16 protein-coding genes and 3 pseudogenes are annotated in these 24,780 nt (G+C 69.3%); 10 read left to right on the top strand and 9 right to left on the bottom strand.

The genetic code is table 11. The annotated features are described in order from the left end of the window. Window positions 1-304: 304 nt before the first annotated feature. The gene (locus ABT186_RS31270) at window positions 305-478 is read right to left on the bottom strand and encodes a hypothetical protein (protein ID WP_351927915.1); all 174 of its coding nucleotides are present in this window, start codon (window positions 476-478) and stop codon (window positions 305-307) included. Window positions 479-492: 14 nt separating this feature from the next. Between ABT186_RS31270 and ABT186_RS31265 the strand changes: the two genes are divergently transcribed. The 3 genes from ABT186_RS31265 (at window position 493) to ABT186_RS31255 (ending at window position 2,824) form a co-directional block, all read left to right on the top strand. After that, window positions 493-1,692 (top strand): FtsX-like permease family protein, encoded by a 1,200-nt coding sequence (locus ABT186_RS31265; RefSeq protein WP_351927913.1) that lies wholly within the window; start codon window positions 493-495, stop codon window positions 1,690-1,692. A gap of 139 nt (window positions 1,693-1,831) precedes the next feature. Beyond that, a complete protein-coding gene (locus tag ABT186_RS31260) occupies window positions 1,832-2,302 on the top strand; it encodes a response regulator (RefSeq protein WP_502973375.1) in 471 nt (156 codons plus the stop codon). A 108-nt stretch (window positions 2,303-2,410) separates the two neighbouring features. Next, window positions 2,411-2,824 (top strand): hypothetical protein, encoded by a 414-nt coding sequence (locus ABT186_RS31255; protein ID WP_502973374.1) that lies wholly within the window; start codon window positions 2,411-2,413, stop codon window positions 2,822-2,824. Between the two features lie 160 nt (window positions 2,825-2,984). Here the strand turns inward: ABT186_RS31255 and ABT186_RS31250 are convergent, their stop codons facing one another. Together ABT186_RS31250 and ABT186_RS31245 are read right to left on the bottom strand one after the other, a co-directional pair. After that, on the bottom strand, window positions 2,985-4,409 hold the full coding sequence (locus ABT186_RS31250) for a M1 family metallopeptidase (protein ID WP_351927911.1): 1,425 nt from the start codon (window positions 4,407-4,409) through the stop codon (window positions 2,985-2,987). Then, a complete protein-coding gene (locus tag ABT186_RS31245) occupies window positions 4,406-8,353 on the bottom strand; it encodes a Pls/PosA family non-ribosomal peptide synthetase (protein ID WP_351927909.1) in 3,948 nt (1,315 codons plus the stop codon). Before ABT186_RS31245 ends, ABT186_RS31250 begins: the two co-directional genes overlap by 4 nt. Before the next feature lie 429 nt (window positions 8,354-8,782). Between ABT186_RS31245 and ABT186_RS31240 the strand changes: the two are divergent. Next, window positions 8,783-9,202: pseudogene (locus ABT186_RS31240) on the top strand (transposase family protein); the annotation flags it as partial. 297 nt (window positions 9,203-9,499) lie between these two features. Here ABT186_RS31240 and ABT186_RS31235 read toward each other — a convergent pair. Beyond that, complete coding sequence (locus ABT186_RS31235) at window positions 9,500-10,405, bottom strand: heavy metal transporter (RefSeq protein ID WP_351927907.1); 906 nt, start codon at window positions 10,403-10,405, stop codon at window positions 9,500-9,502. A gap of 120 nt (window positions 10,406-10,525) precedes the next feature. On the opposite strand from ABT186_RS31235, the gene ABT186_RS31230 reads away from it, so the two are divergent. Both ABT186_RS31230 and ABT186_RS31225 read left to right on the top strand, forming a co-directional pair. Further along, complete coding sequence (locus ABT186_RS31230; RefSeq protein ID WP_351224483.1) at window positions 10,526-11,953, top strand: FtsW/RodA/SpoVE family cell cycle protein; 1,428 nt, start codon at window positions 10,526-10,528, stop codon at window positions 11,951-11,953. 37 nt (window positions 11,954-11,990) lie between these two features. Next, on the top strand, window positions 11,991-12,440 hold the full coding sequence (locus tag ABT186_RS31225) for a sec-independent translocase (protein WP_351224481.1): 450 nt from the start codon (window positions 11,991-11,993) through the stop codon (window positions 12,438-12,440). 171 nt (window positions 12,441-12,611) lie between these two features. Here ABT186_RS31225 and ABT186_RS31220 read toward each other — a convergent pair whose 3' ends face one another. Together ABT186_RS31220 and ABT186_RS31215 are read right to left on the bottom strand one after the other, a co-directional pair. After that, the gene (locus ABT186_RS31220) at window positions 12,612-13,532 is read right to left on the bottom strand and encodes an undecaprenyl-diphosphate phosphatase (RefSeq protein WP_351927905.1); all 921 of its coding nucleotides are present in this window, start codon (window positions 13,530-13,532) and stop codon (window positions 12,612-12,614) included. A gap of 175 nt (window positions 13,533-13,707) precedes the next feature. After that, a pseudogene (locus tag ABT186_RS31215) lies at window positions 13,708-14,232 on the bottom strand (cation transporting ATPase C-terminal domain-containing protein); the annotation flags it as partial. A 625-nt stretch (window positions 14,233-14,857) separates the two neighbouring features. Between ABT186_RS31215 and ABT186_RS31210 the strand changes: the two are divergent. Both ABT186_RS31210 and ABT186_RS31205 read left to right on the top strand, forming a co-directional pair. Further along, a complete protein-coding gene (locus tag ABT186_RS31210) occupies window positions 14,858-15,382 on the top strand; it encodes a hypothetical protein (RefSeq protein ID WP_502973373.1) in 525 nt (174 codons plus the stop codon). 521 nt (window positions 15,383-15,903) lie between these two features. Continuing rightward, window positions 15,904-16,140 (top strand): Smr/MutS family protein, encoded by a 237-nt coding sequence (locus ABT186_RS31205; RefSeq protein ID WP_449657552.1) that lies wholly within the window; start codon window positions 15,904-15,906, stop codon window positions 16,138-16,140. A 48-nt stretch (window positions 16,141-16,188) separates the two neighbouring features. Here the strand turns inward: ABT186_RS31205 and ABT186_RS31200 are convergent. Both ABT186_RS31200 and ABT186_RS31195 read right to left on the bottom strand, forming a co-directional pair. Next, a pseudogene (locus ABT186_RS31200) lies at window positions 16,189-16,425 on the bottom strand (transposase); the annotation flags it as partial. Between the two features lie 691 nt (window positions 16,426-17,116). Further along, window positions 17,117-19,735, bottom strand: a complete 2,619-nt coding sequence (locus ABT186_RS31195; RefSeq protein ID WP_351224475.1) for an alpha-L-arabinofuranosidase family protein — start codon at window positions 19,733-19,735, stop codon at window positions 17,117-17,119. Between the two features lie 326 nt (window positions 19,736-20,061). On the opposite strand from ABT186_RS31195, the gene ABT186_RS31190 reads away from it, so the two are divergent. Next, window positions 20,062-20,220, top strand: a complete 159-nt coding sequence (locus tag ABT186_RS31190; protein ID WP_351927903.1) for a hypothetical protein — start codon at window positions 20,062-20,064, stop codon at window positions 20,218-20,220. 497 nt (window positions 20,221-20,717) lie between these two features. Here ABT186_RS31190 and ABT186_RS31185 read toward each other — a convergent pair whose 3' ends face one another. Then, window positions 20,718-22,259, bottom strand: coding sequence for an MptA/MptB family glycosyltransferase (locus ABT186_RS31185; protein ID WP_351927901.1), 1,542 nt, complete (start codon window positions 22,257-22,259; stop codon window positions 20,718-20,720). Window positions 22,260-23,070: 811 nt separating this feature from the next. Here ABT186_RS31185 and ABT186_RS31180 point away from each other — a divergent pair. Further along, window positions 23,071-24,600 (top strand): APC family permease, encoded by a 1,530-nt coding sequence (locus ABT186_RS31180; RefSeq protein ID WP_351237533.1) that lies wholly within the window; start codon window positions 23,071-23,073, stop codon window positions 24,598-24,600. Window positions 24,601-24,780: the final 180 nt, after the last annotated feature.

The following is a 24,780-nucleotide window of genomic DNA, read 5'->3' as shown; positions in this document are numbered from 1 at the left end:
CGGCAGCGCGAACGCGCTCGAGGCGCCCCTGCGCGTGACCCTCGTCCGATCCCCGCCGCTGCGGCCCGCCGGAGCCCGCGGCCGGCGGCCGTCCGCCACTGTCCAAAGACTGCCTCCCGTATCCCCTGACCGTCTCTCAACGTGTGGATCGAACCCCGCCGCTCCGTCAGCGCCCGTCAAATCGTCAGCTACAAACCGGCACAGATCGGGTCGGCTCTCCGTGCCTGTCTTGCATGCGGGTGTCTGTCGTCAGCCGAACGGTTGAACCGGCGCTCCGCACGGCTCGACGGGTCGCACGGTGGCCTCATGATGGCGGGGTGCGACGCCTCAGCGCACGGCGCAGCGCCGCCACCTGGCGCGGCCGCACCGCGCTGACCAGGGAAGTGTTCTGGTTCGTCGTGATCGGCGTCGCCTCCACGGTGGCCCAGGCCATGCTGTACTGGGTTCTGCGCCAGTGGTCGCCACCCATCCTGGCCAATTTCACCTCTCTACTTGTCGTCACCGTCCTCAGCCTTTCTGGGTCCGGCGCTGCTATGGATCGGGGCCGGTCTGCTGCTGTGGCGGCTCACGCTCCTGGCACTCGCCCACGGCCGCCCCGTCCTGGCCAGGCTCGCGCGTCCGCTGACGTCGACACTGGCCGGGACGACGGCGGCCGTCCTCGCCCGGCACCGCCGCACCCTGGCCCGTTCCATGGTGCTGCTGGCACTCGCGGTGTCGTTCGCCGTGTCCACGTCGGTCTTCAACTCCACGTACCAGCAGCAGGCCGAGGTGGACGCCCGCCTGACCAACGGCGCCGACATCACCGTCACCGAACCGCCCGGGGCCCAGACCCCGCCGGGCACCGCCGGTGCGCTGAAGATCCCCGGCGTCCGCCATGTCGAGCCGCTCCAGCACCGCTTCGCCTACCTCGGCTCCGGCCTGCAGGACCTCTACTGCGTACGCCCGGACACAATCGCCTCCGCGACCTCGCTGCAGGACGCGTACTTCTCTGGAGGAACCGCCCAGCAGCTGATGCAGCGGCTCGCCCAGCGCCCCGACAACCTCCTGGTCAGCGACGAGACCGTGAAGGACTTCCAGCTTTCCCTCGGCGACACCGTCAACCTCCGCATCCAGGACGCCAGGACGAAAACCCTGCAAACGGTGCCGTTCCACTACGCCGGGATCGCCAAGGAGTTCCCGACCGCGCCGAAGGACAGCTTCTTCGTCGCCAACGCCTTGTACGTAGCCAAGGCGACCGGCAGCGACGCGGTCGGCGCCTTCCTCGTCGACACCGGCGGCACCCACCAGAAGGCCGTGGCCATGCAACTGAGCAAGCAGCTGGGCGCAACGGCCACCGTTACCGACCTCACCCACACCCGCGGCACCGTCGGCACCAGCCTGACCTCGGTCGACCTAGCCGGACTGACCCGGATCGAGCTGGCCGTCGCGGTGCTGCTCGCCACCGGGGCCAGCGGCCTGGTCCTCGCCCTCGGACTCGCCGAACGCCGCCGCACCTTCGCGATCACCACCGTGCTGGGCGCCACCCGCCGCCATCTGCGCGGCATGGTCCTCACCGAGGCGATCGTCCTCACGGCCGGTGGCCTGGCCGGCGGCGCGCTGATCGGCTGGGTGCTGTCCGAGATGCTGGTGAAGGCCCTCACCGGAGTCTTCGACCCACCCCGGCCGCCCTCGCCGTCCCCGGCGGCTACCTGACGCTCACCGCTGCCGCCGCCGTGGCCGCCGTGCTCGCCGCCGCCCTCAACGGGGTCAGACGGGCCCGCCGCCCCGCCGTCGAGGAACTGCGCGATCTGTGACTCCACCGAACGGCCCCGAGGCCCGTACGCTGCCCAGCATGCGCACACCCGCAGCACCGGACCGGGGCCGTTTCGTCGTCCTCGTCGTCGAGGACGACGACATCGTCGGGCGCCACCTCGAAACCGGCCTGCGCAGCAACGGCTACGCACCCACCTGGAGCCACACCGGTGCAGGCGCACTCACCGAGGCGTCCCAGGCGTCGTACGACGTGCTGCTCCTGGACCTCGGCCTGCCCGACATGGACGGCCTCGACATCGCCCGCACCCTGCGCGCCCGCCTCCCCGACCTGCTGATCATCATCCTCACCGCCCGCACCGACGACATCGACGTCATCGCTGGCCTGGACGCCGGCGCCGACGACTACCTCGTCAAACCCTTCAGCCTCACCATCCTTCTCGCCCGGCTCCGCGCCCACCTGCGCCGCCGCACCGTCACCTTCCCGCCACCCGAACCAGTCACGCTCGGCGACCTCGTCCTCGACACGGTTGCTGCCGATGGGCGACGTTGACAAGGACATCGAGATATTGACGTTGCGGCACCAACTGGCTGTCCTGCAGCGGCAGATCGACAGGCCACGCGTCTCCTCGGCGGATCGTGCATCCACGGCAAACTCGCCTTGCTGGGCGTCAAGGTGGCACCCTCCACGGTCTGGGAGATCCTGCGAGCGCACGGGATCGAGCCGGCGCCCGAAGGTGACCGTCAGACCTGGGCCGCGTTCCTGCGAGGCCAGGCCCACGCGATTCTGGCCTGCGACTTCTTCACCGTCACTGCCCTGAACGGCGCGACGGTTTATGTCTTCGGTCTCATCGAGCACGCCAACCGCCGCATCCGCATCCCCGGCGCGACCGCCCACCCCACCGCAGACTGGACTGTCCAAGCGGCGAGGAACCTCGTCATGGACCTCTCCACGCGCTCGGCCAGTTCGAGTCGATCTACAACCAGCATCAGCCTCACCGCACCCTGCACAGCGCAGCTCCCCTGCGGCCGCTCCCCGAACCGATCAGCGTCCCCGCACAGATCAGGTGCCTGAAGGCCGGCCGACGAGGCCGACTCAGCCGAACCCTTCACGAGTACCGACGTGCCGCTTGACCAGGCCGGATGAGGTATCGGCACCCGCACCCCGCGCATCCCGCACACCGTCTGCCACCAGGGCGGATGAGGCTTTTTCGGCAGGCGCAGGGCCGCCGACGTCAGCTCCGCGTGCTCTCAGCGAATGGCGGGGGCAGCGGCGGGAGGTGTCTGTCGTAGAGCCAGGCACTGAGCAGCGGCTCGACCGGCGCAGGCGTGGAGCGTCCCGCGTGGGCGATGAAGGTTGCGGTGTCGGTGCTGGTACCGCGGTGGATGTGGTGCCAGGCGCGCAGCATCGCGAAGAACCGCTCGTCGCCCAGTGTCAGGCGCAGCGCGTGCAGGGTACACGCGCCGCGGGCGTAGACGCGGTCGTCGAAGATGCGGTCCGGTCCGGGATCGGCGATCCGCAGGCCGTCGTGGTTCTTCGCCAGCGTGTGCCAGGCCGCCCTGGCGATGGTGTCGGCGGAGTCCTCGCCGATGTGCTCCGACCACAGCCACTCCCCATAGGTGGCGAAGCCCTCGTTGAGCCAGATGTCCCGCCAGTCCCGCAGGCTCACGCTGTTGCCGTACCACTGGTGGACGAGTTCGTGGGCGACGAGCGTCTCCCACGTCCGGTCGCCGTCGACGTGGTTGCGGCCGAAGACGGACACGGTCTGGTTCTCGACGGGCTGGTCGAGGTCGGCGTCCACCACGACCGCGCCGTACGTCTCGAACGGATACGGACCGAACCAGCCGGTGAACGTCTCGAACATCTCGGGCTGGCGAGCCAGGTCGTACTGGGCCTGCCGGGAGAGGTGGACGGGGTAGGCGTTGCGGCCGGTGACCCGGCGGCCGGTCGTGGTGTCGCGGGCCTGCCAGATCTCGTGGGTGAAACGGCCCGTGTACAGCGCGGCGAGATAGGGAGCCATGGGGCCCGGGTGGTGGTACGTCCAGCACTCGGTGGACCCCGTACTGCTCCGCTCCCGGAGTGTGCCGTTGGCGAGCGCCTCATGGCCGCGTGGCACGGTCACCCGGAAGGTGAACTCGGCCTTGTCGTCCGGCCGGTCGTTGCACGGGAACCACGACGGGGCGCCGAGCGGCTGCGCGGCCACCAGGGTGCCGTCGTGCGGGTCGCCTGTGCGGTCCCAGCCGATCTGGCCGAACGGCGTGCGCACCGGGCCCGGTCGGCCGCCGTAGCCGATCTCCAGGGTGAACGGCGTGCCCGCCGTGATCGGTCGCGGCGCGGGCAGGACCAGCTTGTGCCGCTTCCGGCCCGGGCGCACGGAGACCCCGTCGACCCGGGCATCGTGGACGCTCAGCTTCGCGAGGTCGAGGTGGACCTGCCGCAGCGTCCGCCCGGCAACCGCGTGGATGTACACCCGGCCGTCGAGCATGCCGGCGGCCGGGTCGTACGTCAGGTGCAGGTCGTAGGCGCGGGTGCTGTGATCGTAGGTGCCATGGCTCGCAAAGTAGCGTTCGGCCTGCCGTGGCAGGCGGTCCGCGGCCGTCACCGCCAAGGGGGTGAGCGCCGCGCCGCGGATCAACGCGCGTCGGCTGCACCACGTCATGCGGCTTCGCCTCCGGTGAACCGAGCGGCGGTGCCGGTCGCGGAGACGCCGGCGATGGGGTTGCCGGCCCAGCGCGTGCCGTCGGGCACTGTCTCACCGCGCATCACGAGGGAGGCCGCGGAGACGGACGCGCCGGTGCCGATCGTGGTGCCGGGCAGGGCGATGCTGTGCGGGCCGAGGGACGCTCCGGTGGCCAGACGCACGGTGTCCATCCGCATGATCCGGTCGTGGAAGAGATGCGTCTGGAGCACACATCCGCGGTTGACGCTGACCCCGTCGCCGAGGCTGACCAGATCGGTCTCCGGCAGCCAGTACGTCTCGCACCACACCCCACGGCCGACGCGCGCGCCGAGCGTGCGCAGCCACCAGTTCAATGCGGGCGTGCCCAGGTGCGCCCCCGCGCCCCACGGCACGGCCAGCACCTCCACGAACGTGTCGAACAGCTCGTTGCGCCACACGAACGACGACCACAGGGGCCGCTCGACCGGCTGGAAGCGGCCCACGAGCAGCCACTTGGCGCCGGTCGTGGTCAGGCAGGCCAGCACCGACGCGGCAAGGAGCAAAGGGGCGCCGACGAGCGCGGCCAGGGGAAGGCCGCCGCGGTCCAGGGCCTCCTGCTCGGTGAGGAAAAGGCACTCGGCCAGGAACGTGCCCAGGATGACGGGCAGCAGCCGGCACACCTCCACGGCCGCGCGGGCCGCCACCAGCCGCCGGGGCGGGGCGAACGTCCGTGCCGGGTCGGTGCTGCCGGGCACGCGCGGCAACGGCATCACGGGCCGCCCGATCCAGGACACGCCCGGCCTGCTGTGGGCCGGTGCGTCGGACAGCACACCCACGAGTGCCCGCTCGGGGACGTTGCGGCCGGGTGCCACGATGCCCGAGTTCCCGACGAACGCGCGCGCCCCGATGCGAACAGACCCCAGCCGCATCCATCCGTCGCGCAGTTCGAACGGTGCGACGAGCGTGTCGTCGGCCAGGAAGGCCCCGTCGTCCACCTCGAGCAGGGACGGCAGCGGCAGCACGGTCGAGATCTCGGTGCCGCGGCCGACGCGTGCGCCGAGCAGACGGAGCCAGTACGGCGTGGCCAGACTCGCGTAGAGGGGGAACAGGCTGCCGCGGGCACCGTCGAGCAGCCGGGTCACCAGCCACGCCCGCCAGGCCACGCCCCCGTCCGCGCGGTGCAGACCGGGCTTGATCGACCGGCCCAGCAGACGCACGGTGACCGCGGTGATCAGCATCCCGCACACCGTGCTCAGGACCGTGAGCAGCGGTGCGGCGGCGAGCAGATGTTTGGCGGCGCCTGGCAGCGTCGGTGTGTCGCGCACCAGCAGCCAGGTGACGGTCAACGCCGGGGCCGCCGCGAGCAGGGGCAGCAGAGGCAGCAGGCCGAGGGACAGCGCGTAGGCCAGGTGCCAGCGGCGCGAGCGGTCCGTCGGCCGGGCGGGTCGGCCGACACCCGTGAGGCGTATGGCGGGCTCGGCCGGCCTGGCGGGGGAACCGGTCCACACATGGCCGTCGGGGATCCGGTCGTCCAGACAGCTGCCGGCGGTCAGTTCCGCATCGCGCCCCACTACGGCGCCCGGCAGCAGAGTGCTGCGGTGACCCACCCGCGCGCCCGGACCGATGGTGACAGTGCCGATGTGCAGGGTGTCGCCGTCGAGCCACCAGCCTGCGATGTCCGCCTCGGGCTCGATGCTGCATCCGTCGCCCAGTTCGGCCAGGCCCGTCACCGGGGGCATGCTGTGCAGCTGTACGTCGCGCCCGGTCCGGCAGCCGAGGATCCGGGCGTACCAAGCGGCCCACGGTGTGCCGAGCAGGGCGGCAACGCCGAACGCGGTCACCGCCCGTTCCGCGGTCCAAAGCCGCAAATGGACACGTCCGCCGCGCGGATACGCGCCCGGGGTGACCGAGCCGGCCAGCGTACGGGCGAGGCCCGCGCCGATCAGGCAGCGCATCGGTGCGCTGAACAGCACCACCCAGCCCACCAGGACGAGCCACCAGGAGGTGTGCGGGGCCCAGCGGTGCGGGGCGATCCAGCCGAGCACGTTGTCCGCCGCCGCCAGGCCGACCAGACCGCGCAGCCCGGTGATCCCGTAACCGGCCAGGGTGACAAGGAACTGGACGACAGCGGTCCGCCGGGGTACCGGCCGGGCGGGGCGTACCTCCCGCACGGCGCCGGCCAGGGAGTCGAGATGGTCGGCCATGCTCTGGAGCACAGGGTGCCGGTAGAGGTCGGCGACGGAGAGACCCGGATAGTCCTCGCGCAGCATCGAGGCCATCCGGGCGGCGGTCAGGCTGCTGCCGCCGAGGTCCACGAAATGGCTTTCGGGGCCGGGCCGCAGGCCCAGCAGCTGCTCCCAGACGTCCGCCAGCTTTGCGGCCGTACCATGCAGCCGGTGCGCCGTGTCGCCGCCGGCCAGGGGCACCGGCCAGGGCAGCGCCTTCCGGTCGACTTTGCCGGACGCACGCGTGGGCAGGTCCGTCACCTCGGCCAGGACCGGTACCAGCGGCGCGGGCAGCCACTCACTCAGCCGTGTCCTGGCCTTGTCGGCCTCGAAGGCGGTGCGGCCGTCGGCCGCCTGCTGCGGGAGGATGTAGCCGACGAGTACCTGGGCACCGGCCGCGGTCGACTGCACGGCCGCGGCTGCCCCGCGCACGCCCGGCAGGGCGAGGAGGGCCGCGTCGATCTCGCCGAGTTCGACACGGCGTCCGCCGAGCTTGACCTGGTCGTCGATGCGTCCGAGGAAGACCACTCCCTCGGCGTCGGCGCGCACCAGGTCGCCCGAACGGTAGGCGCGCGGCGAGTCCAGCGCCGGGCACGGTCGGAAGCGCTCCGCGTCCTTGACGGGATCAAGGTAGCGTGCGGTTCCAGCGCCGGCGATGACCAGTTCGCCCTGCTCGCCGTGCGCCACCGGTTCCCCGGTCTCGTCCACCACTGCCAGCTCCCAGCCGGCCAGCGGCAGTCCGATGCGCACCGGCTGCCCGGGCTCCAGGCGGGCGGCGCAGGCCACGACGGTGGTTTCCGTGGGGCCGTAGGTGTTCCACATCTCCCGCTCGGGGCGGGCGAACCGTTCGGCGAGACCGGGAGGGCAGGCCTCGCCGCCGAGGATCAGCAACCGCACCTGGGTCAGCGCCTCTTGGGGCCACATGGCCAGCAGGGTGGGGACGGTGGAGACGACGGTGATGTCACGCTTCTCGAGCCAGGGGCCCAGTTCGTGGCCGGCCCGTACCAGGGCCCGTTCGGCCGGCACCAGGCAGGCGCCGGAGCGCCATGCCAGCCACATCTCCTCGCAGGAGGCGTCGAAGGCGACGGACAGTCCCGCCAGCACGCGGTCGCCGGGGCCGAGCGGACGGTCGCGCAGAAACAGCGCTGCCTCGGCGTCCACGAAGGCTGCGGCGGACTGGTGGGTGACGGCCACGCCCTTCGGCGCGCCGGTCGAACCGGACGTGAAGATGATCCAGGCGTCGTCCCCGGGGGCGGGTGCGGATCCCGCCGCCTCTCCGGACGGCGCCGCGAGGTCGGCGGGCTGCGGGTGCGGCCCCAGGACGTGGCACACGCCGGCCTCGCGGAACACGGTGGCGGCGCGTTCCTCGGGGTCGTCGGCGTCGACCGGGACATAGGCCGCGCCGCAGTGCAGTACGGCGAGGATCGAAAGATACAGCTCGGCGCTACCCGACGGCACTCGTACGCCGACCCGGTCGCCGGGGCCGATTCCCTGTGCGGTGAGCCGCCGAGCGCGTCTGCGGGCCTCGGCGCACAGTTCGAGGTAGGTCAGCACCTCGTCGCCGGTGTCCAGGGCGGGTGCGTCTGAGTGCAGGGCGGCGGTGGCCTGCAGGACGTCGACAAGGGTGCGGGGCGACGCAGCCGCCGCAGAGCGGAACAGGGCCCGGTCTCCGGAGGACTCGGGGAACGGTGGCGGGGCATCGAGTGCGGTCGATGTCAAAGTCGTGCCTCAGGCTTTCGGTACTGACGGGCTTCCCAACCCCTTACGGGCCGTCAGATGCTCTTGTCTGCCGAGACGTTCACCAACTCCACGCAATTGATTTACTGCCCGCCCGTGGGAGGAAATTGACGAACCATAGACCATGATGAGGGATCCGAATTGCCTTCCACACACTCCTTCCGATCTCGGAAAGAATTCAAAAAGAGTCTGGTTTATTTTTTCTGTGTGAGCTCTTTGGACCTGCGCCGGCCGAACACCTCATCCGCCCAGGTGGGAGCCGGTGTGCGAGATGCGCCGGGTCTTCGAGCATGGACGCTTGTATCGGTACTCTCGCGCGGCTGGCGTGCCGCGGCATGATGGCCTGTCGTGCTGCTGTGATTGGCTTACTTGACCGTGACGAGCGCGTTCACCGCCCTGTGCCTGCTGCCGATGAGCGACCGGGACAAGGACACGGAGATCCTCGCTCTGCGCCATCAGAACATGGTGCTGGAGCGCCAACTCGGTAGCGAGAAGATCCGGTTCTCCCCGAGCGATCGCGCGTTCCTGGCGGCGTTGCTGCACCGTCTGTCCTCGCAGGTGCTGCGCAGGATACGGCTGATGGTGCGCCCGGACACAGTGCTGCGCCGGCACCGCGATCTGGTCGCACGCCGCCACGCTGCGCGCTCCCGTCCCAAGCGCCGGCGAAGGCCGCGGACCGTGCACTCCATCCGGCTGCTGGTGCGGCGGCTCGCCCGCGAGACCCCCGGTTGGGGATATCGCCGCATCCACGGCGAACTCCTCGTTCTGGGCGTCACGGTGGCCGAATCAACCGTCTGGGAGATCCTCCGGGACCCCGGGATCAAGCCATCGAACCGCCCCCGCGGCCGCGGCCTCGCCGTCGTCCGCCAGGCCGTGCACCACCACAACGGCACGATCGACGTGTCGAACGAGACCGGAGCGGTCTTCACCAACCGGCTACCCCGTCCCGGGACGGCATCGGGCCCGGACGCCGCCGTGCGGCAGCTCCGGTGACGGCGTCCTTCGACTGTAGCGTCCTCGGATGTCCACCAGGCCGGCAAATCCCTCGCCGACTACCTCACCAAGGTCACTCCACCAGCCATCGAAAACCAGCAAGAGACGTGAGCCAGCGATTTCCGGCGCATGACACTAGCCCAGCGCCACCGCCAGCGTCCCGGTCCGCCCGGGATCGGGTGCGACGTGCGTCCAGCCCCGGTCCGAGGCGGTGCTGCTCCAGCGTCGGCCGTCGAACGTCACGGAGGTAGCGTGCAGTTCGGTGGCGTGGCAGACCAGCCACAGGGCGAGGGACCAGCCCGTGGAAACCTGATCGGTCGCGATCGGGTAGCTGACACTGCCGCCGCCAGAGGCGGGCCGGGCGGCCGGCGCGCCGCCGAACTCCCGTCTGACGGCTGCCGCGACACCGCCACCGTCACCGGCCTCGCTCACGGTGCCCGCCGCACCGCTCGCTGCGTCCGAGGGGGTCGGATCGGCCCCGCTCACCGTGCAGCTCAGTCCCGGCCCCTCCCGCCCCGTCAGCACGTGGGCCAGTGTCGCCGCCATGCCCTCGTGCTGGGCGTACGCCTCCGCATAGCCGCTGTGCTGGACCTGCTGCGCGGCGACAGTGACCGGCAGGCCGAGGTAATCCGGCACCTTGACCAGCGCGTCGAAGAACTTGCCCGACGCGTAGACGGCGTCGCGGATCTGTGCAGGGCTGCCCCAGCCCTGGGACGGACGCTGCTGGAACAAACCGATTGAATCCCGGTCCCCGTAGGTCAGATTGTGGAGTTTGGACTCCTGGATCGCTGTCGCCAGGGCGATGGTGACAGCCCGTTCCGGCAAGCCGCGCGCGTGGGCCACGGCCGCGATGGTCGTGGCGTGGGATGCCTGGTCCAGGTCGAGAGTGACCGTCGTGCCGTCCGGGCCGTGCGCCGTGCACCCGTCGGGAGTCGTCGAGCGGATGAGCCGGACGGCGAGGTAGCTCACGAGCGCCAGGACCACGCTCACCCCGATCACCACCGCCCACGCCTTGCGGCGCCCCCTCCTGCGTGCCGCCATGTAGCCCCTCCTTCATCTGGCCTCGGCTACAGTTCAGTTGCTTTGTTGCGCAACCATATAACCTTGTTGGCCGTGGCCCGGAGCGGGATTTCGGCGGCAGAACCGATCGAGGGGGGAGACATGACTGGTCGGCGGGGACCGGCGAAACCGGCCGTACGGCTGCGCCGGTCAGGACGCCTGAGCGACCGGAACCTGGAGCTGGTCCTTCTGCTCGGCGCGGTCCTGATCTGCTGCTACGGCTATGCCGAGACGGCCCTCGCCGTCAGCGGCAAGCTGCCGCCGACTATGGCACTGGCGTGCCTGGCGGCGATCGTATTGCCCGTGGTGTGCCATGTCGCCGTACGCCGGTTCGCGCCCAACGCCGATCCGCTGATCCTGCCGCTGGCCACCCTGCTCAGCGGTCTGGGGCTCGTCCTCATACACCGGCTCGACCTCGCCTACGCGGCCCACTACCACCATGCGACGGCCGCGGCGTCCGGGCAGCTGATGTGGTGCGGCATCGCCGTGGTGGTGTTCGCCGCGGCGGTGGCCCTGCTCAGGGACCACCGCAGGCTCCAGCGCTATCCGTACGTCACGATCACCGTGGGACTTGTCCTGCTGATGGCGCCGGCGTTCTATCCCGGCGACGTCTACGGCGCCAAGCGGTGGATCTTCATCGGTCCGCTGTCCTTCCAGCCCGGTGAGTTCGTGAAGATCGTCATCGTGGTGTTCTTCGCCGGCTACCTGACGCTACGCAGGGACGCCCTCGCGCTCGCCGGCCGGCGCCTTATGGGTATGTACCTGCCGCGGGGGCGGCAGCTCGGCCCGGTTGCGGCCGTGTGGATCCTGAGCCTGCTCGTGCTGATCTTCGAGCGGGACCTCGGCACCTCGCTGATCTTCTTCGGCCTTTTCGTGGTCATGCTGTACATCGCGACCGAGCGCACCAGCTGGGTGGTGTTCGGCGTCGCGATGTTCGCCGTCGGTGCCTTCATCGTCGGCTCCTTCGAACCGCACGTGCACGGCCGTGTCGTCGCCTGGCTGCATCCCATGGACATCTTTCTGCCGCCTGACAAGCGCCCCGCGGGCCTGATCTCGGACCAGGCCGCCCAGGCCCTGTTCAGCTTCGGTTCGGGAGGCATCCTCGGCACCGGCCTCGGCCAGGGCCACCCGGAGCTCATCGGCTTCGCCGGGCGCAGCGACTTCATCCTCACCACGGTCGGAGAGGAACTGGGCCTGACCGGCGTCACGATCGTCATCCTGCTCTACGCGCTGCTCGCCGAGCGCGGCCTGCGGACGGCCCTGACGGTCACGGACCCGTTCGGCAAACTGCTCGCCGGCGGTCTGGCCGCGGCGCTCATGCTGCAGGTCTTCGTCGTGTGCGGCGGTGTCACCGGGCTGATCCCGCTCACCGGAAAAGCCCTGCCGTTCCTCGCCCAGGGCGGCTCGTCCATGGTCGCCAACTGGCTGCTGGTCGCCGTCCTGATGAAGGTCAGCGACACGGCCCGCCGGCCCCCGCCGGTGCCGGCCACGGACGTCAGCGCCGCCGAGACCCAGTTGGTACTGCCATGAGCCCGGCATCCCAGTCGGCGACAGAGCGGAGACACCGATGTTCTTCGACGTGAGCCCCCTGGACCTGCTCGTCCTGGGGATCATGATCATCCTGCTCTTCGGCCCCGACAAGCTGCCCGAGGTCATACGGAAGGTGACCGGGTTCCTGCGGAAGGTCCGCGCGTTCTCCGAGGCCGCCAAGGAGGACGTCCGCTCGGAACTGGGTCCGGAGTTCAAGGACCTGGAGCTGGAGGACCTGCACCCGAAGACGTTCGTGCGCAAGCACCTCCTCGACAGCGACGGCCTCGGGATCGAGGAGATCCGTTCCGCCCTGGACCCGAGGGCGGAGCTGGCGGAACTGGCCGACGCGGTGAACGGCGAGCCGAGCGAGTCGACCGAGCGGGCCGCGCGAACTGAGCCAACCGGGCGGACTGGGAGTGGGGCGCGCCGAGTGGCCTCGACGGAGCCGGCCCCCGCGCAGCACGCCTACGATCCCGACGCCACCTGAGCCACGGCGAGCGGTTGGGCTGCTGGGCTGCACCGAGCGGTCAGGGATACGGCTGAGGGCCGGCCCGTCACCCGAAGGCGAACGCGCCGGCCCCTCCGGCCGAGGAGGAACGTGTGCCCTCTTGCCCCGCGTGGGCAGCCGCCCCCCACGCCGACATGAGGCAGACGCCCCTTACGCCAACATGAAGTACGCGAGGCTGCCCAGGCCCGCCACCGAGCAGTAGATGGCGAACGGGATGAGGGTGCGGTTCTCGAAGTAGCGGACGAGGTAGCGCGTGGCGAGGTAGGCCGCCACGAACGCGGCCAGGCTGCCCGCCAGCAGCGGACCGCGCAGGCCGTTGCCCTGTGCGCCGAGTAGCGGGGGCAGCTTGAGCAGTGCGGCGCCGCCGATCACCGGCGTGGCGAGCAGGAACGCGAAGCGGGCGGAGTCCTCGTGGCCCAAGCCCTTGAAGATGCCCGCGCTGATCGTGGAGCCGGAGCGGCTGATGCCGGGCAGTAGGGCGAGGATCTGGGCCGCGCCGATCGTCACGGCCTGCCGGATCGTCATCCGGGTGATCCGCAGGTCCGACTGCTCCTCCGCCGACAGATACTCCTCCCCGCGGTCCGCGACAGCCCCGGCCCGCCTGCGGCCGGTCCCGCCGCGCCGCAGCTGCTCGGTGACGAAGAGTACGACGCCGTTGAGCGCCAGGAAGATCGCGGTGGGGACCGGGCGCCCGAGCGTGGTGCGGAACACCTTGTCCAGCGCGACACCGGCGACCGCGACCGGGACGCACGCGGTGACGATCAGCCAGGCGAGCCGCTGGTCCACCGTCTCGATCCGGCGCTGGGTGAATGACGTCGCGAGGCCCCGGATCACCCGGACCCAGTCCCGCCAGAAATAGACGACGAGCGCGAGCGCGGTGGCCAGGTGGAGGCCGACCAGCTCATTGAGGTAAAGGGACCCGTCGGCCGAGACATCCAGGTCGTGTTTCCAGTGCCCGCCGAGCAGCGCGGGTATCAGGATGCTGTGCCCCAGGCTGGAGACTGGGAACAGTTCGGTGACGCCTTGCAGCAGGCCGACGCCCACGGCTTCGGGATAGGTAAGAACGGACATCGGCCAGCCTTCGTCTCGGGGTGCGCGAGAGGCCGGAGCCGAGGACCCCGCGCGCGGCGGACGGCTCCGGCCGCGGAAGGTACTACAGGTGGGCAAGAACCGGACAGGCCACCCGAAGCGCCCGGCTCACACTGCTCCCTCTCTCGGACGCCGACAGCCGGACCAGCGCCAGGAATTACCCGGCTTGGCACGGATTGTTCCCGCCGAGTAGATTCCGTTCGTGGCGCTTGCGGGCCAGGACGAGCCCGGCGGCGTACAGCGTGAGGACGGTGGTGAGAAGCAGGTAATACTCCAGCGGGAGCGCGGTGAGGCCGAGCAGCGGGCCGAGCGGGGAGGCCGGCAGCACCAGACCGATGACCGCGAAGCCGGCCGCGGTCCAGCCGACCGGGCCGGGCGGGCGGTCCTGAAAGAAGCGGCGGCCGGTGCGCAGCGGCATCATCACCAGGCTCTGGGTGATCAGGTTCTCGGTGAACCAGCCGGAGTGGAGGACCGCCTCGTCCTCGGCCGCGCCGGAGCCGTGCAGGGCGAGGGCCAGGACGACGAAGGTGGCGAGGTCGGCCGCCGCGTTGAGGATGCCGAAGCCGGTGATGAAGCGCAGCAGGGCGCGCTGGTGGAGGGCGGCCGGGCGGCGCAGCAGGGCCGGGTGGGGGCGGTCGTAGGCGAAGGCGAGCTGCACCGTGTCGAAGCACAGGTTCTGCAGTCGCAGCAGTAGCACGCGGCAATCAGCCTCACGCCCATCCGGTGGTCAAGGTCAGAGCCACTTGCTCCACGCCCTGAGTGACTTCGAGCAGTTCTACAACGGGCATCGCCCTCACCGCGCCCTGGGGGCAAGCCGCTCCACTACGCCCGCTTCCCCCCACCGATGATCGAGCCCGGGCAGATCAGCCACCTGCAGGTCCGCGCACAAGATCGACTCGGCGGAACACATCGCGAGTACCAACCTGCCGCTTGACCTGGCCGGATGATTAATCGGCACCCGCAGAGCCGGCGCGGGGAAATGTGGCTGCAGTCGGCGTCCGCGCGGCCTCCGTTGCGTGATTCCACCGGGTTTCTCTCCAGTACGTCCTCTCCGTGCGAGCGGAGGTGATCCGCGCTTGGAGGCGGCTGCGCTGCAGAACCAGGTGTCCTCTCCGCGCGAGCGGAGGTGATCCGAGCTGGGATCGAGCTCAGCCCGCAACGCCAGGGCCTCCCCGTGCGAACGGAGGTGATCCGTCGACCGAGGCCACGGAGGTCGCGGACTCGCTGTCCTCTCAGCGCGAGGGAGGTGACCCGGCGTCAGGGAGCATGCTGGGCACGCTCATGCTGTCCTCTGCGCGCGAGCGGAGGTGCCCCGGAGCGATGCCAATCAGAGCACGACCTGGGCTGACTTCCTGCGCAGCCAGGCCGAGGCGCTGCTCGCCTGCGATCTCTTCGAGACCCGCACCCTGACTGGGGTGCGCCTGAACGTCTTCGCCGTCATTGAACGCTCCACCCGGCGCGTCCGGATTCTGGGCGCCACCACACACCCGACCGGGGAATGGACCGTGCAGCTCGGCCACAACCTCCTCATGGACCTGCAGGACGCAGGCAGCAGAGCCAAGTTCCTGATCCGCGAACGCGACTCGAAATTCACCGCCGCCTTCGACGCCTTGGTAACCGACGCCGGGCTGAAGGTAGTCACCACCGGCATCCAAGATTCCGCGAATGAACGCCCTCACGGAGCGCTGGATACAAACGTGCCGGCACGAGCTCCTGGACCGCACCTTGATCTCGAACCGGAGCCGCCTTCTCCATGCGCTCAGCGAGTTCGAAACCTTCAAGGACGACTCGAGCTGCAAGACCCGCGAGGTGGTCCCAAGGTCTCCTCGTGAAAACGGGCACCTACCCCATCCCCACACCAGTCAGTCTCCAGCCGCACGACCCCTGAAGTAAGCCGCGCTGCTCCGCCCACTCTCCCAACCGACACACGAATCAGGGCAGACACACACTTGGAGGTATTCCGACAAGACGGACTCGACGGAAGCCTCCACGAAACCTAGCCGTTGGCAACCCAGCGGTCGGAGGACGAGAGCCGCCCTCGGTACAGCCGCCTTCGCCCAAGCGCGAGGGCCTCGCCGAGCCGGGCGTGCGCCGTTCGAAACAGCGCTCCGGCAAGGCTACCTACGGCTTGTGCCTGACCAAGCCGTCGCGATACGGCTACGTCGGGCTGCCCCTGTCGCGGCTGCCGCAGGTTCACCCGCGCCCCTGCACGCTTCCGGCCGTACCACCGGAAGTCCGCAACCTCCAGGGTGGGACGGGGTCGGGAGGACGACGTACGCTGCCACTGCACGGCCCATAGGGACCCGGCGTCGGCCGGTGACCGAGCGCATCGGAGGCGATTGCCCTGCTCACGTTGGATCTGCACCCGATCTTCCGCAACAACCGCGACATCGACGTCGCACTGCGCCAGACCCTCTTCAAGGCCGCCGCCACCGGGGTCGACGTTGTACAGATCATTCCAGGCAAGGGGACGGGCCAGCTGAAGAAGCGGGTGCTGGCTCTGCTGGCGCAGAAGCACATCAAGAAGCTCTACGTCCGCGTGGAGACCGACGCGACCAACGCCGGCCGGGTCCTGGTTCACCTTCGATGACGCCGTCGGCGGACGCGCCGGGCACCGGGCGTCACTGACTTCGGCTCGTCAGGGTGATGTCGACTCGTTGACGCTGAGTCCGGTTCCGGCGATGAAGCCGTCGAGGGTGTCAGGCCTGTACTGGAGGCGTTTGAGCCGGTTGCGGACGAGCGTCTCCAGGCGGTCGAGGGCGACGACGGCGAGGTTGGCCAGACTGCGTTTGACGTGAGCCCACACGCTTTCGACCGGGTTCAGCTCGGGTGAGTAGGCGGGCAGCAGGAACACCGTCAGCCACTTCCGCTCGGCGAAACGAGCAGCACACCCGGCGAGTCCTCGCCCAGTACACCGAGCACTACAACGGGCACCGCCCCCACCAGTCCCGGCAGCAGCTCCCCCCGGACATCGACCAACCGCCCGCCCCGTCTACCCTCACCGACCTCCAGACTCACAGAATTCGGCGACAACCCGTCCTCGGAGGCCTAATCAACGAGTACCAGAGCGCCGCCTGACCCCCAAGACATCAGCACAGGTCACGGCACGAATCGCAATTGCGAGCGGCACAGGGTGCTACACGATCGGACCTCGTGGTCGACTGCCGCTGCGACCCCATCCCGCCGCAGCAGTAGCCCCTCACCGCACGGCCCGTACCACGTGGGGCTGACAATCGCAGAGCTGCTCGAACAACTTTCGGTCGGCTCGGTCCAACACACATGCGTTGGTCGTTCGAGATGCGGCGTACGAGCAGGCACACGCACAGGCATCCACACAGCCGACGCGGACAAGAAAGGCCCACTCTACGAAGCCCTGGGCATCACAATCAGCTACGAACACGCGACGAGGACCGCAACCGTTAGGTCGAGGCCCTCATCGCCGTATCGTCAGTCGTTGTGTCCGAGGGGTGAGTTGACGGCTGACGATACGGTCGCGATGGCGCAAGGCGAGCTCTACTTCTGAAACCGACGTGCGCCAAGAAACAGGGGCGTCGGGCAGTGACCGATCAGGTCAGGAACAGTTCCAGTACGGTGACAGAGAGCGGCGGCACGGTGCTGGTGAAGGACGCTGCCGCGCCGGTGACGGTGCTCGTCCTGGGCACCAACGTGTCGGGGTCCGTCAGCGTGTTGGTGGTGGCGCGCGAAGGGCCGGTCAGGACCGTCGCGGTGGCGTGCCTCTTGACTCCCTTGGCCAGCCCCTTCAGTTCGACCGGCACGTTCACCTTCTCCGTCCCGCAGTTGACGACCGCGAGGTAGAGGCGGTTCCCGGAGCGGGTGGCCACGGTGGCGAGGCCGGGCAGCGCACGTGCGGTGGCCGGCAGCACTGTGCTGCCGAGCCTGCTCGTCAGCATGTGCTGTGCCCAGTAGCTGGGCGACACGTAGCTGGTCAGGTTGTCGTAGGCGATCAGGTTGGTGGCCCAGACGTTGTTCTTGACATGCGAGAAGAGCGGCGCGTAGCACTCCATGAGGACCTGGTCCGAGTTGCGGATCAGCCCGGCCAGCCAAGCGGCGTCGCCGAGCGCCGCGTTGAGGTCGGGTGTGGGGCGGCCCTCCTGCGCGGCCCACTCTCCGACGAACACCTTCGTCGAATTGCGGTCCCGGTTGTCGTACTTGTGGGTGGAGGCCTGGGCGGCGGACGGCGCGAGGTAGTAGTGCTCGTCGATCAGGTCCGGCGTGCGGCTCGTCACGGACGTCGTGGCGATCAGCTTCAGATGCGGGTACTTCGCCTTGATCGCGTCATAGAAGGCCGCGAACCGCTCGTTGTACGACCCCGAGGAGTCGAACCAGTCCTCGTTGCCGATCTCCACGAACTCCAGCGGGAACGGCTCCGGATGTCCGTCGGCGGCACGTCGTGCGCCCCAGGTGCTGGTGACAGGACCGGTGACGTACTCGATCTCGTCGAGTGCGTCCTGGACGAATGGCTTGAGCGCGTCGCCAGTGACGTGTTCACCCTTGAGCGAGTAGCCGGCGTAGACGGCGAGAACGGGCTGGGCGTGCATGTCCTCGACCCATTCCAGGTATTCGAGGAGTCCGAGGCCGTCCGTGGACCAGTAGCCCCAGGCGTCGTCCATGTGGCCGGGGCGCTCCCAGACGGGACCGATGGTGTTCTTCCAGTTGAACCGCGTCGCAATGGTGTTGCCCTCGACGAAGTTTCCGCCGGGGAAGCGCAGGAACTTCGGCTTCAGAGCGACCAGTTTGTCCATCAGGTCGATGCGCAGGCCGTTGGGCCGGTTGTTGTAGGTGGGTGGGAAGAGGGATACGTGCTGAAGCCACAAGGTTTCGCCCGCGGCGGCGGGGTCGGTCGTGGTGACGGTCAGCCTTGCGTCACCGACCAGGGGGGTACGCGAACCGGTGCGCAGGGTCAGCTCGAACGGGCGGCCGGGGAAGGCGGTGCCGATGTGGGGCACGTGGGCGGACGCGTACACCGTCGCGCCGTCTGCCGACTCGATGGCCACCGTGAGCGGGCCGATGCGTCGCGACGCCTTGGCGAACAGCCGGGCGGTGTAGGCGGTTCTGGGCCGCACGGGTATGCCCCAGAAGCCGTCGTTGGCGACGCCGGCCCGGTTTCCGGCCCCGGCGCTGCTCGGCAGCACGACCTTGAGGGAACGGCTGAGCGCGGCGTTGAGCGGGGTGGCGGTGTCGAGTGCGAGGGTCGTTCCGCCGACGGCGGACCAGTGGACGGGCGTGGTGTCGTCGGCCATCATCGAGCGGTTCTGCACCAGCTCGGCGTAGATGCCGCCCTCGCCGGAGTGATTGATGTCCTCGAACATCAAGCCGGGGAGGATGGGGGACACGGCGTGCGCGGGGTTGCCGACGTCCACGCTCAGCAGCGGCGTCGTGGTCTCCACAGGGACCCCGGCCAGCGCCGCGACCTGGTCGGAGGTGAGGACGGACGGAAACATCCATACGTCGTCGATCAGGCCGTGCCACTGGTCGACGTGCCCGCCGCCGTAGAGCGCACGGCCTATGGCGGTGTCGCCGCTGCCGGCCCAGCCCGCAGTGTAGGCGGTCTCCCCCTCCAGCACGCCGTTGACGTAGAGGCGAATGACGCCGGCGGTCGGGTCGCTGACGCCGACCAGGTGGGTCCAGGTGTTGGTGGTGGGCGCTGAAGCGGCGGCCGCAACCGCGGCACTCTGGGTGGCGTCCGAGTTGAGCCGGGCGAAGGCGAAGGTGCCGGTGTCGTCGCGTAGTCCCAGGTAGAAGGAGCTGACGACCTTGCCGTCGATGCTGACGGCGGTCTGGTAGCCGCCGAGTTGAGCGAGGTTGACCCAGGCCCCCACCGAGAATGCCTTGGAGGTGTCGAGGGCCGGCCCGGACGCCGTGGCGTTGCCGCCTGCCTTGAGGCTCAGGCTGTGGGTGCCGACCTTGGCGGTGTCCCAGCCGGCCGCGCCCTGGAGCGTCGCGGTGCGACCGTTGCCGGAGGAGTCGGCGGCGGAGGTGCCGGAGCCTTCGTCGAAGGTCCAGTGGGCGGCTGCACCGGGGAGGTCCGCGGCAGTGGCGCTTGCGGTTGTGCCGGTGAGTTCGGCGGCCCCGGCGGGAGCGGCTGCGGCGAAGGTCCCGGCGAGGGAGGCAGCGCCCAGGACGGTGAGGACGGTTCTGCGGGGGATTCCGGCTTCTGAAGGCATGCGGCTCATTCCTTTGTGACAGACCGTTGCGTTGCGTACCGGCCGGAATAGGGCAGCCTGCCGAAGCTGCCAGCCGACTTCGTTCGAAATGTCGTACGCTGACCGGTACTTCGAGCAGCAGTGATCTTAGGGTGTCGGCGAGGCTCGTCAATACCCCTCGTACGGCAATGCTTCTCCAGGCCCCGTGCGCCACGTGGTTCTCAAGAGGCAGACGTGCAGGAGGACTTCCGTCAGGTTGGAGATCTGCGACCGCGGGTATCCGGCAGCCGCCGTGATACCGGACCCGGGCCGGGCCGTTGTGGAACTCCGAGAGGTGCCACCCGCACATGTTCCAGTCGTGGAAGCGGCGCATGCGTGGACGGCTGACCAGGTCTTTGGATGGTCTCGTGCTCGGCAACAGTGAAAAGACGGATGACACGAACCTGTTCCTCGGCCCGCAGCAGCCGGATCAGCTCACCGATCTCAAACTGTCAGAGGGCGGATGAGGGAGCGACGTTGCCCCGCAATTCACCATTTTTTCGACGGTCGGCTTCTTCGCGGCAGCCAGCACGCAGTCACACGGGACGGGACCGCGACCTCGACGCCCCAAGCTCCCGCAGCGTCTTCCGATCCGGCGCTCGTCAACGAGCGGCCCTCGGGGGGGGCATCCCCCGCGAACGCGGGGATGATCCCGCGCCGCGCGGCCTGGACGACATCGGTGAGTGCTGCTCCCCGCACACGCGGGGATGATCCCCCCGAATCTCCCCGCGTCGGCATCTGCGGTATCGACCTGCATATCTTCGACGGCCACATGGACGCCTGGGTCGCCGCGCCCGCCGTCCTCGGGGTCGTTCTGCATCAGGGCGGCCGGCCGTATCAGGGAATTGCCAACGCCCTTCCACGACACGCACTCCCTTCACCGAAGCAAATCGGGCCACTGCGCTGGTCCCCGCTGTCGGCGGCCGGAATCTGGCGAATCGCCGGCGGTGCAGGAGCGGGCGCCCTACGCGGGCCGCGGAGGAGCGGCTGTGGTCCCGGCATGCCTGTGCCGGATCCGCCACAGGCAGATGCCGACGACGGCGATGAACAGCAGCGCCTGCAGATAGGGCATGGCACGGTAGCCGGTCTGGCGGACAACGCCGTTGAGCCAGTCCGGGTGCAGGGGGTAAGGCAGACCGGGGTCGAACGGCAGCGTCATGCAGGTGGTGTGCGCGATCAGCACGAGGTCGAACCAGGAGCGGGGCAGCATTGCCACGAGTAGCCACGCGACGGCGTCATACCACGGCCGGACGTAGGCGGTGCCGAGCAGGTAACCGCCGACAAGGGCCAGGGCCGGACGGGCCGTCACCTGGACGATGGCGCCGTTCTCGACCGGCGGCAGCGCTGCCAGCAGCAGAGCGGCGATCCCGAGGACCATCATGATCTCGACAACCGGCACGAGGTGCTTCGCTGCGGAACCGAACACCGGTGTCAGCAGTCTCCGCTGCAGCAGCGGCCACGGGGACCCGACCACGGACTGGTTGCTGCTGCTGACGGCCGCGGCATTGTGGATGGCCCGCGGCACGAAGCCGTAACCGAGCGCCAGCGCCAGTACACCGGCCGACGCGGCGGCGACCAGGCGGCGTCGGTCGTGCCACATGCTCCATGCGAAGGGCAGCGCGAAGATCCCCAGTGTGAGCTTGACCGCGGTCGCCGCCGCGAGCGCGAGGCCGACGGCGAGACCGGAACGACGCAGCGCCCAGAAGGCGGCGACCACGCAGAATGCACCGAGCACATCGACGTGGGGTCCCACCACCAGGTTCCACAGCAGCACCGGGTTGAGCGTCCACAGCAGTTGCGAGCGCGCCTGCCGGTGCGGATCCGCTCCGGCCAGACGCAGCAGGAGCGCCCCGGTGGCGACGAACGCGGCACCGCTGAGCAGGGACAGTATCCACACGGTGCGCAGCATCGAGGTGCCGCCGACCAGCGATGCCGTCCATTCGGTCGCGGTGACCAGAGGCCCGTAGACCGACGGGGTGTGCAGCCACGGTTCCGCTATCGACAGTCGCCCGACAGGGTCACCATCCTGGGCCAGCCCGAAAGGCGTCACCCGGTACGGGTTGAGCCCGAGGGCGGCCATCCGGCCGTACGCGGCATAGTTGAGCGGATCCGTGGTCCCCATGGGCGGCACGCATACCAGGCCGGCGACGGCGAGCGTGCCGACAGTGAGCAACTGCCGGGGGCGGGGTGACCATCCGCGGCGTATCGCTGCGAGCCCGGCGATCACAGCGGCAGTGCCGAGCAGCAGCACCACGGCGACGAGCCCCCAGATGAGAAGATCCGGCGGGCGAGCGTTCCAGAACCACGGCGGAAGGTGCCCGGCAGGCCCGAACAGTGGCTCGACGGAGGACGGTCCCAGCAGGCCCAGAAGGATCGTGAGGCAAACGCAGCCGACGCATGCCAGCAACGCGCCGTTGCCGAGAGCCCTGCCACCGTCGGAATCACTGGGACCCGCCGCGACCGGCGGGCAGGAATCGGAATTCCCCTTCGAGACCGAAGAAGACAACAGATTTCCTGACACGGCCTATGGCCTCGGCCTTCGCGATAAGTGTGCGCAAACAAAGCCACACAGATCGATCGGTTCCAGAACTTCGCTCGAGCCTACGCCCAATGAGCGCCACACAAAAAACGGCTAGGTGAAATATGGGTTACCCCATTGCCAACACCATCGAGCACACGGCGGGGCGTACGCGATTCGGCTGCGCCGTATCGGCACACCACCACTTCCGAGACAGCCAAAAGCGCGTCGCTGATCACCTCGTCGCCGTAGCCGAGTTGGTCCGGGGCGCAGTGCAAGGCGACACGGGCCTGCGCGGAGACATCGGGAGTACAGCTTGCCCAACACCGCACCACGCCGGCGGTGGTGTCCCCCAGGGCTGGGTACGTGTTCATCGCTGCCCTCCCCGAGCCGCATGACGCCCTCGAGTGACGCGGGATGTCGGCCACGCCCGGTTTTCGACGCCATCCGAACCGGCAGCCGGCCGCGCGGAGGTGTGACCGCCCCGCAGATGCACCAAGACCGGCAGAGCCTGCCAGTCCGTCAGTGAGCCGACGCCCCGGGTGCCGCGCTCAAGGCGTTGGACGTGCGACAGGCTCGACAGAAAGCGAAGGGCCGAGCGGTACAGATCGATCTTCGATGGGTGGACAAGCACACGAAGCTCCGGGCCGGCTCTCTTCCCATGTTTCGGTGACGTTTCCGGGGCACTTGAGCGGCGGAGTGATGGTCAAGACTTGTACATGAACGCTTGTGGGCTTTTGCGGCGGCGCGGATCATTGGCCGGATCTCACCCCTTACCACGAGCACGCAGGAGCTCCCGGTGGCCGCTGATCAAATAACCTCCGAGCCTGCCGACGCGTCGGCAACTGCCCAGGCGGAACGACAGAAGCTGCGCAAGCACTTCGGCCGCTTCGACATCCTTTTCTTCCTCCTCTGCACCATCGTCGGGGTGGACACCATCGGGACCGTGGCCTCGCACGGTGCCGAGGCGTTCACCTGGCTCATCGTGCTGGCCCTCGTGTTCTTCGTGCCCTCCGCGCTGCTGACCGCCGAACTCGGGGCCGCCTTCCCCGACGAGGGCGGTCCCTACATCTGGACCAGCCGGGCCTTCGGGCGACTCGCCGGTGCCGTCAACAACTTCCTGTACTGGATCACCAACCCTGTGTGGCTCGGCGGCACCCTCTCCGTCTCCGCCGTCACGGCCTACACCACCTTCTTCAACGACGGGAAGGACCTGAGCACCCCGGCCTTCTACGCCTTCACCCTCGTGTTCGTCTGGGTGGGCGTGCTCGCCGCGATCCTCTCCTTCGACGTCGGCAAGTGGATTCCCACCATCGGCGCCTGGAGCCGTTTCATCCTCCTCGGCCTGTTCACCGTCACCGTCGTGGTGTACGGCATCCAGCACGGAATGCACGGATTCGGGATCAGCGACTTCTCCCCGACCTACGCGGGATTCGTCGGGCTGGTGCCCGTCCTGATGTTCAACTACGTCGGTTTCGAGCTGCCCAACACCGCGGGCGACGAGATGACCGACGCCCAGAGGGACGTGCCCTTCGCCATCTTCCGCAGCGCCGTCCTCGCCGTTCTCCTGTACGCGCTGCCGATCCTCGGCATCCTGCTCGTCCTGCCCATCAAGGCCGTCACCGGCCTCGGCGGATTCCTCGACGCGATCCGGCAGGTCTTCACTGTGTACGGCGGCCACGTCGCCGCCGACGGCACCGCCACGCTCAGCGGAACCGGCAGCCTGCTCGGGGACCTCGCCGCCATCATGTTCATCCTCACGGTGCTGTCCTCCGGCGTCACTTGGGTCATGGGCTCCGACCGCGCCCTCGCCGTCTCCGGCTATGACGGTGCCGCGCCCCGCTTCCTCGGCGTCATCTCCAGCCGGTTCGGCACCCCCGTACGGGTCAACATCCTCAGCGGGGTGGTCTCCACCGTCGTCCTGGTCCTGGCCCACGAGCTGACCAACGGCAGCGCCGGCAAGCTCTTCGGCGCCGTCCTCGGCCTCGCCGTCTCCACCACCCTCATCAGCTACCTGGGTATCTTCCCGGCGCTCCCTGTGCTGCGTCGCAAGGCCCCAGACATCCCCCGCCCCTACAAGGCACCCTTCCCCCGCACCATCAGCTTGGTGCTCACCCTGCTCATCCTTTTCGCCAGCGTGCAGTTGGTCGCCCCCGGCCTCGGCGACCACTGGTTCGGCTCCGGCTATGCGCCGAGCGGCTGGAGTTACGGCGAGCGCTGGAAGTACCTGCTGACGGAGGCCATCCCGCTCGTCGGGTTCATGCTCCTCGGCGCGCTCTTCTGGGCACTGGGCAAACCCACCCGCACTTCACCTGTCGCCAAGGAGTAGCAGACAGGACCGCGACAACCGCGGTGAAGACAAGGCCCATCCTGCACCCAGCGCCTCCGCCCCGCCCGGCCAGGGGTGCTCGCGTCAGCACTGCGGGACTCTGTCGCACGATTCTTGGGAGACGGCTGACCTGCGGGTTCTTGGCTTGGGATGGTCTCGGGATCGGCCTGTTCGCGGGGA

Source organism: Streptomyces sp. NPDC001634 (assembly GCF_040298185.1).
Lineage (GTDB): Bacteria > Actinomycetota > Actinomycetes > Streptomycetales > Streptomycetaceae > Streptomyces.
The sequence above is the reverse complement of the archived record's forward strand: the minus strand, read 5'-3'. Positions and strand labels throughout refer to the sequence as shown.

Coding starts and splice junctions, on each gene's coding strand:
- ABT186_RS31260 (WP_502973375.1), top strand. CDS start 1,832: ATGCGCACACCCGCAGCACCGGACCGGGGCCGTTTCGTCGTCCTCGTC.
- ABT186_RS31250 (WP_351927911.1), bottom strand. CDS start 4,409: ATGACGTGGTGCAGCCGACGCGCGTTGATCCGCGGCGCGGCGCTCACC.
- ABT186_RS31235 (WP_351927907.1), bottom strand. CDS start 10,405: ATGGCGGCACGCAGGAGGGGGCGCCGCAAGGCGTGGGCGGTGGTGATC.
- ABT186_RS31230 (WP_351224483.1), top strand. CDS start 10,526: ATGACTGGTCGGCGGGGACCGGCGAAACCGGCCGTACGGCTGCGCCGG.
- ABT186_RS31225 (WP_351224481.1), top strand. CDS start 11,991: ATGTTCTTCGACGTGAGCCCCCTGGACCTGCTCGTCCTGGGGATCATG.
- ABT186_RS31220 (WP_351927905.1), bottom strand. CDS start 13,532: ATGTCCGTTCTTACCTATCCCGAAGCCGTGGGCGTCGGCCTGCTGCAA.
- ABT186_RS31195 (WP_351224475.1), bottom strand. CDS start 19,735: ATGCCTTCAGAAGCCGGAATCCCCCGCAGAACCGTCCTCACCGTCCTG.
- ABT186_RS31190 (WP_351927903.1), top strand. CDS start 20,062: ATGTTCCAGTCGTGGAAGCGGCGCATGCGTGGACGGCTGACCAGGTCT.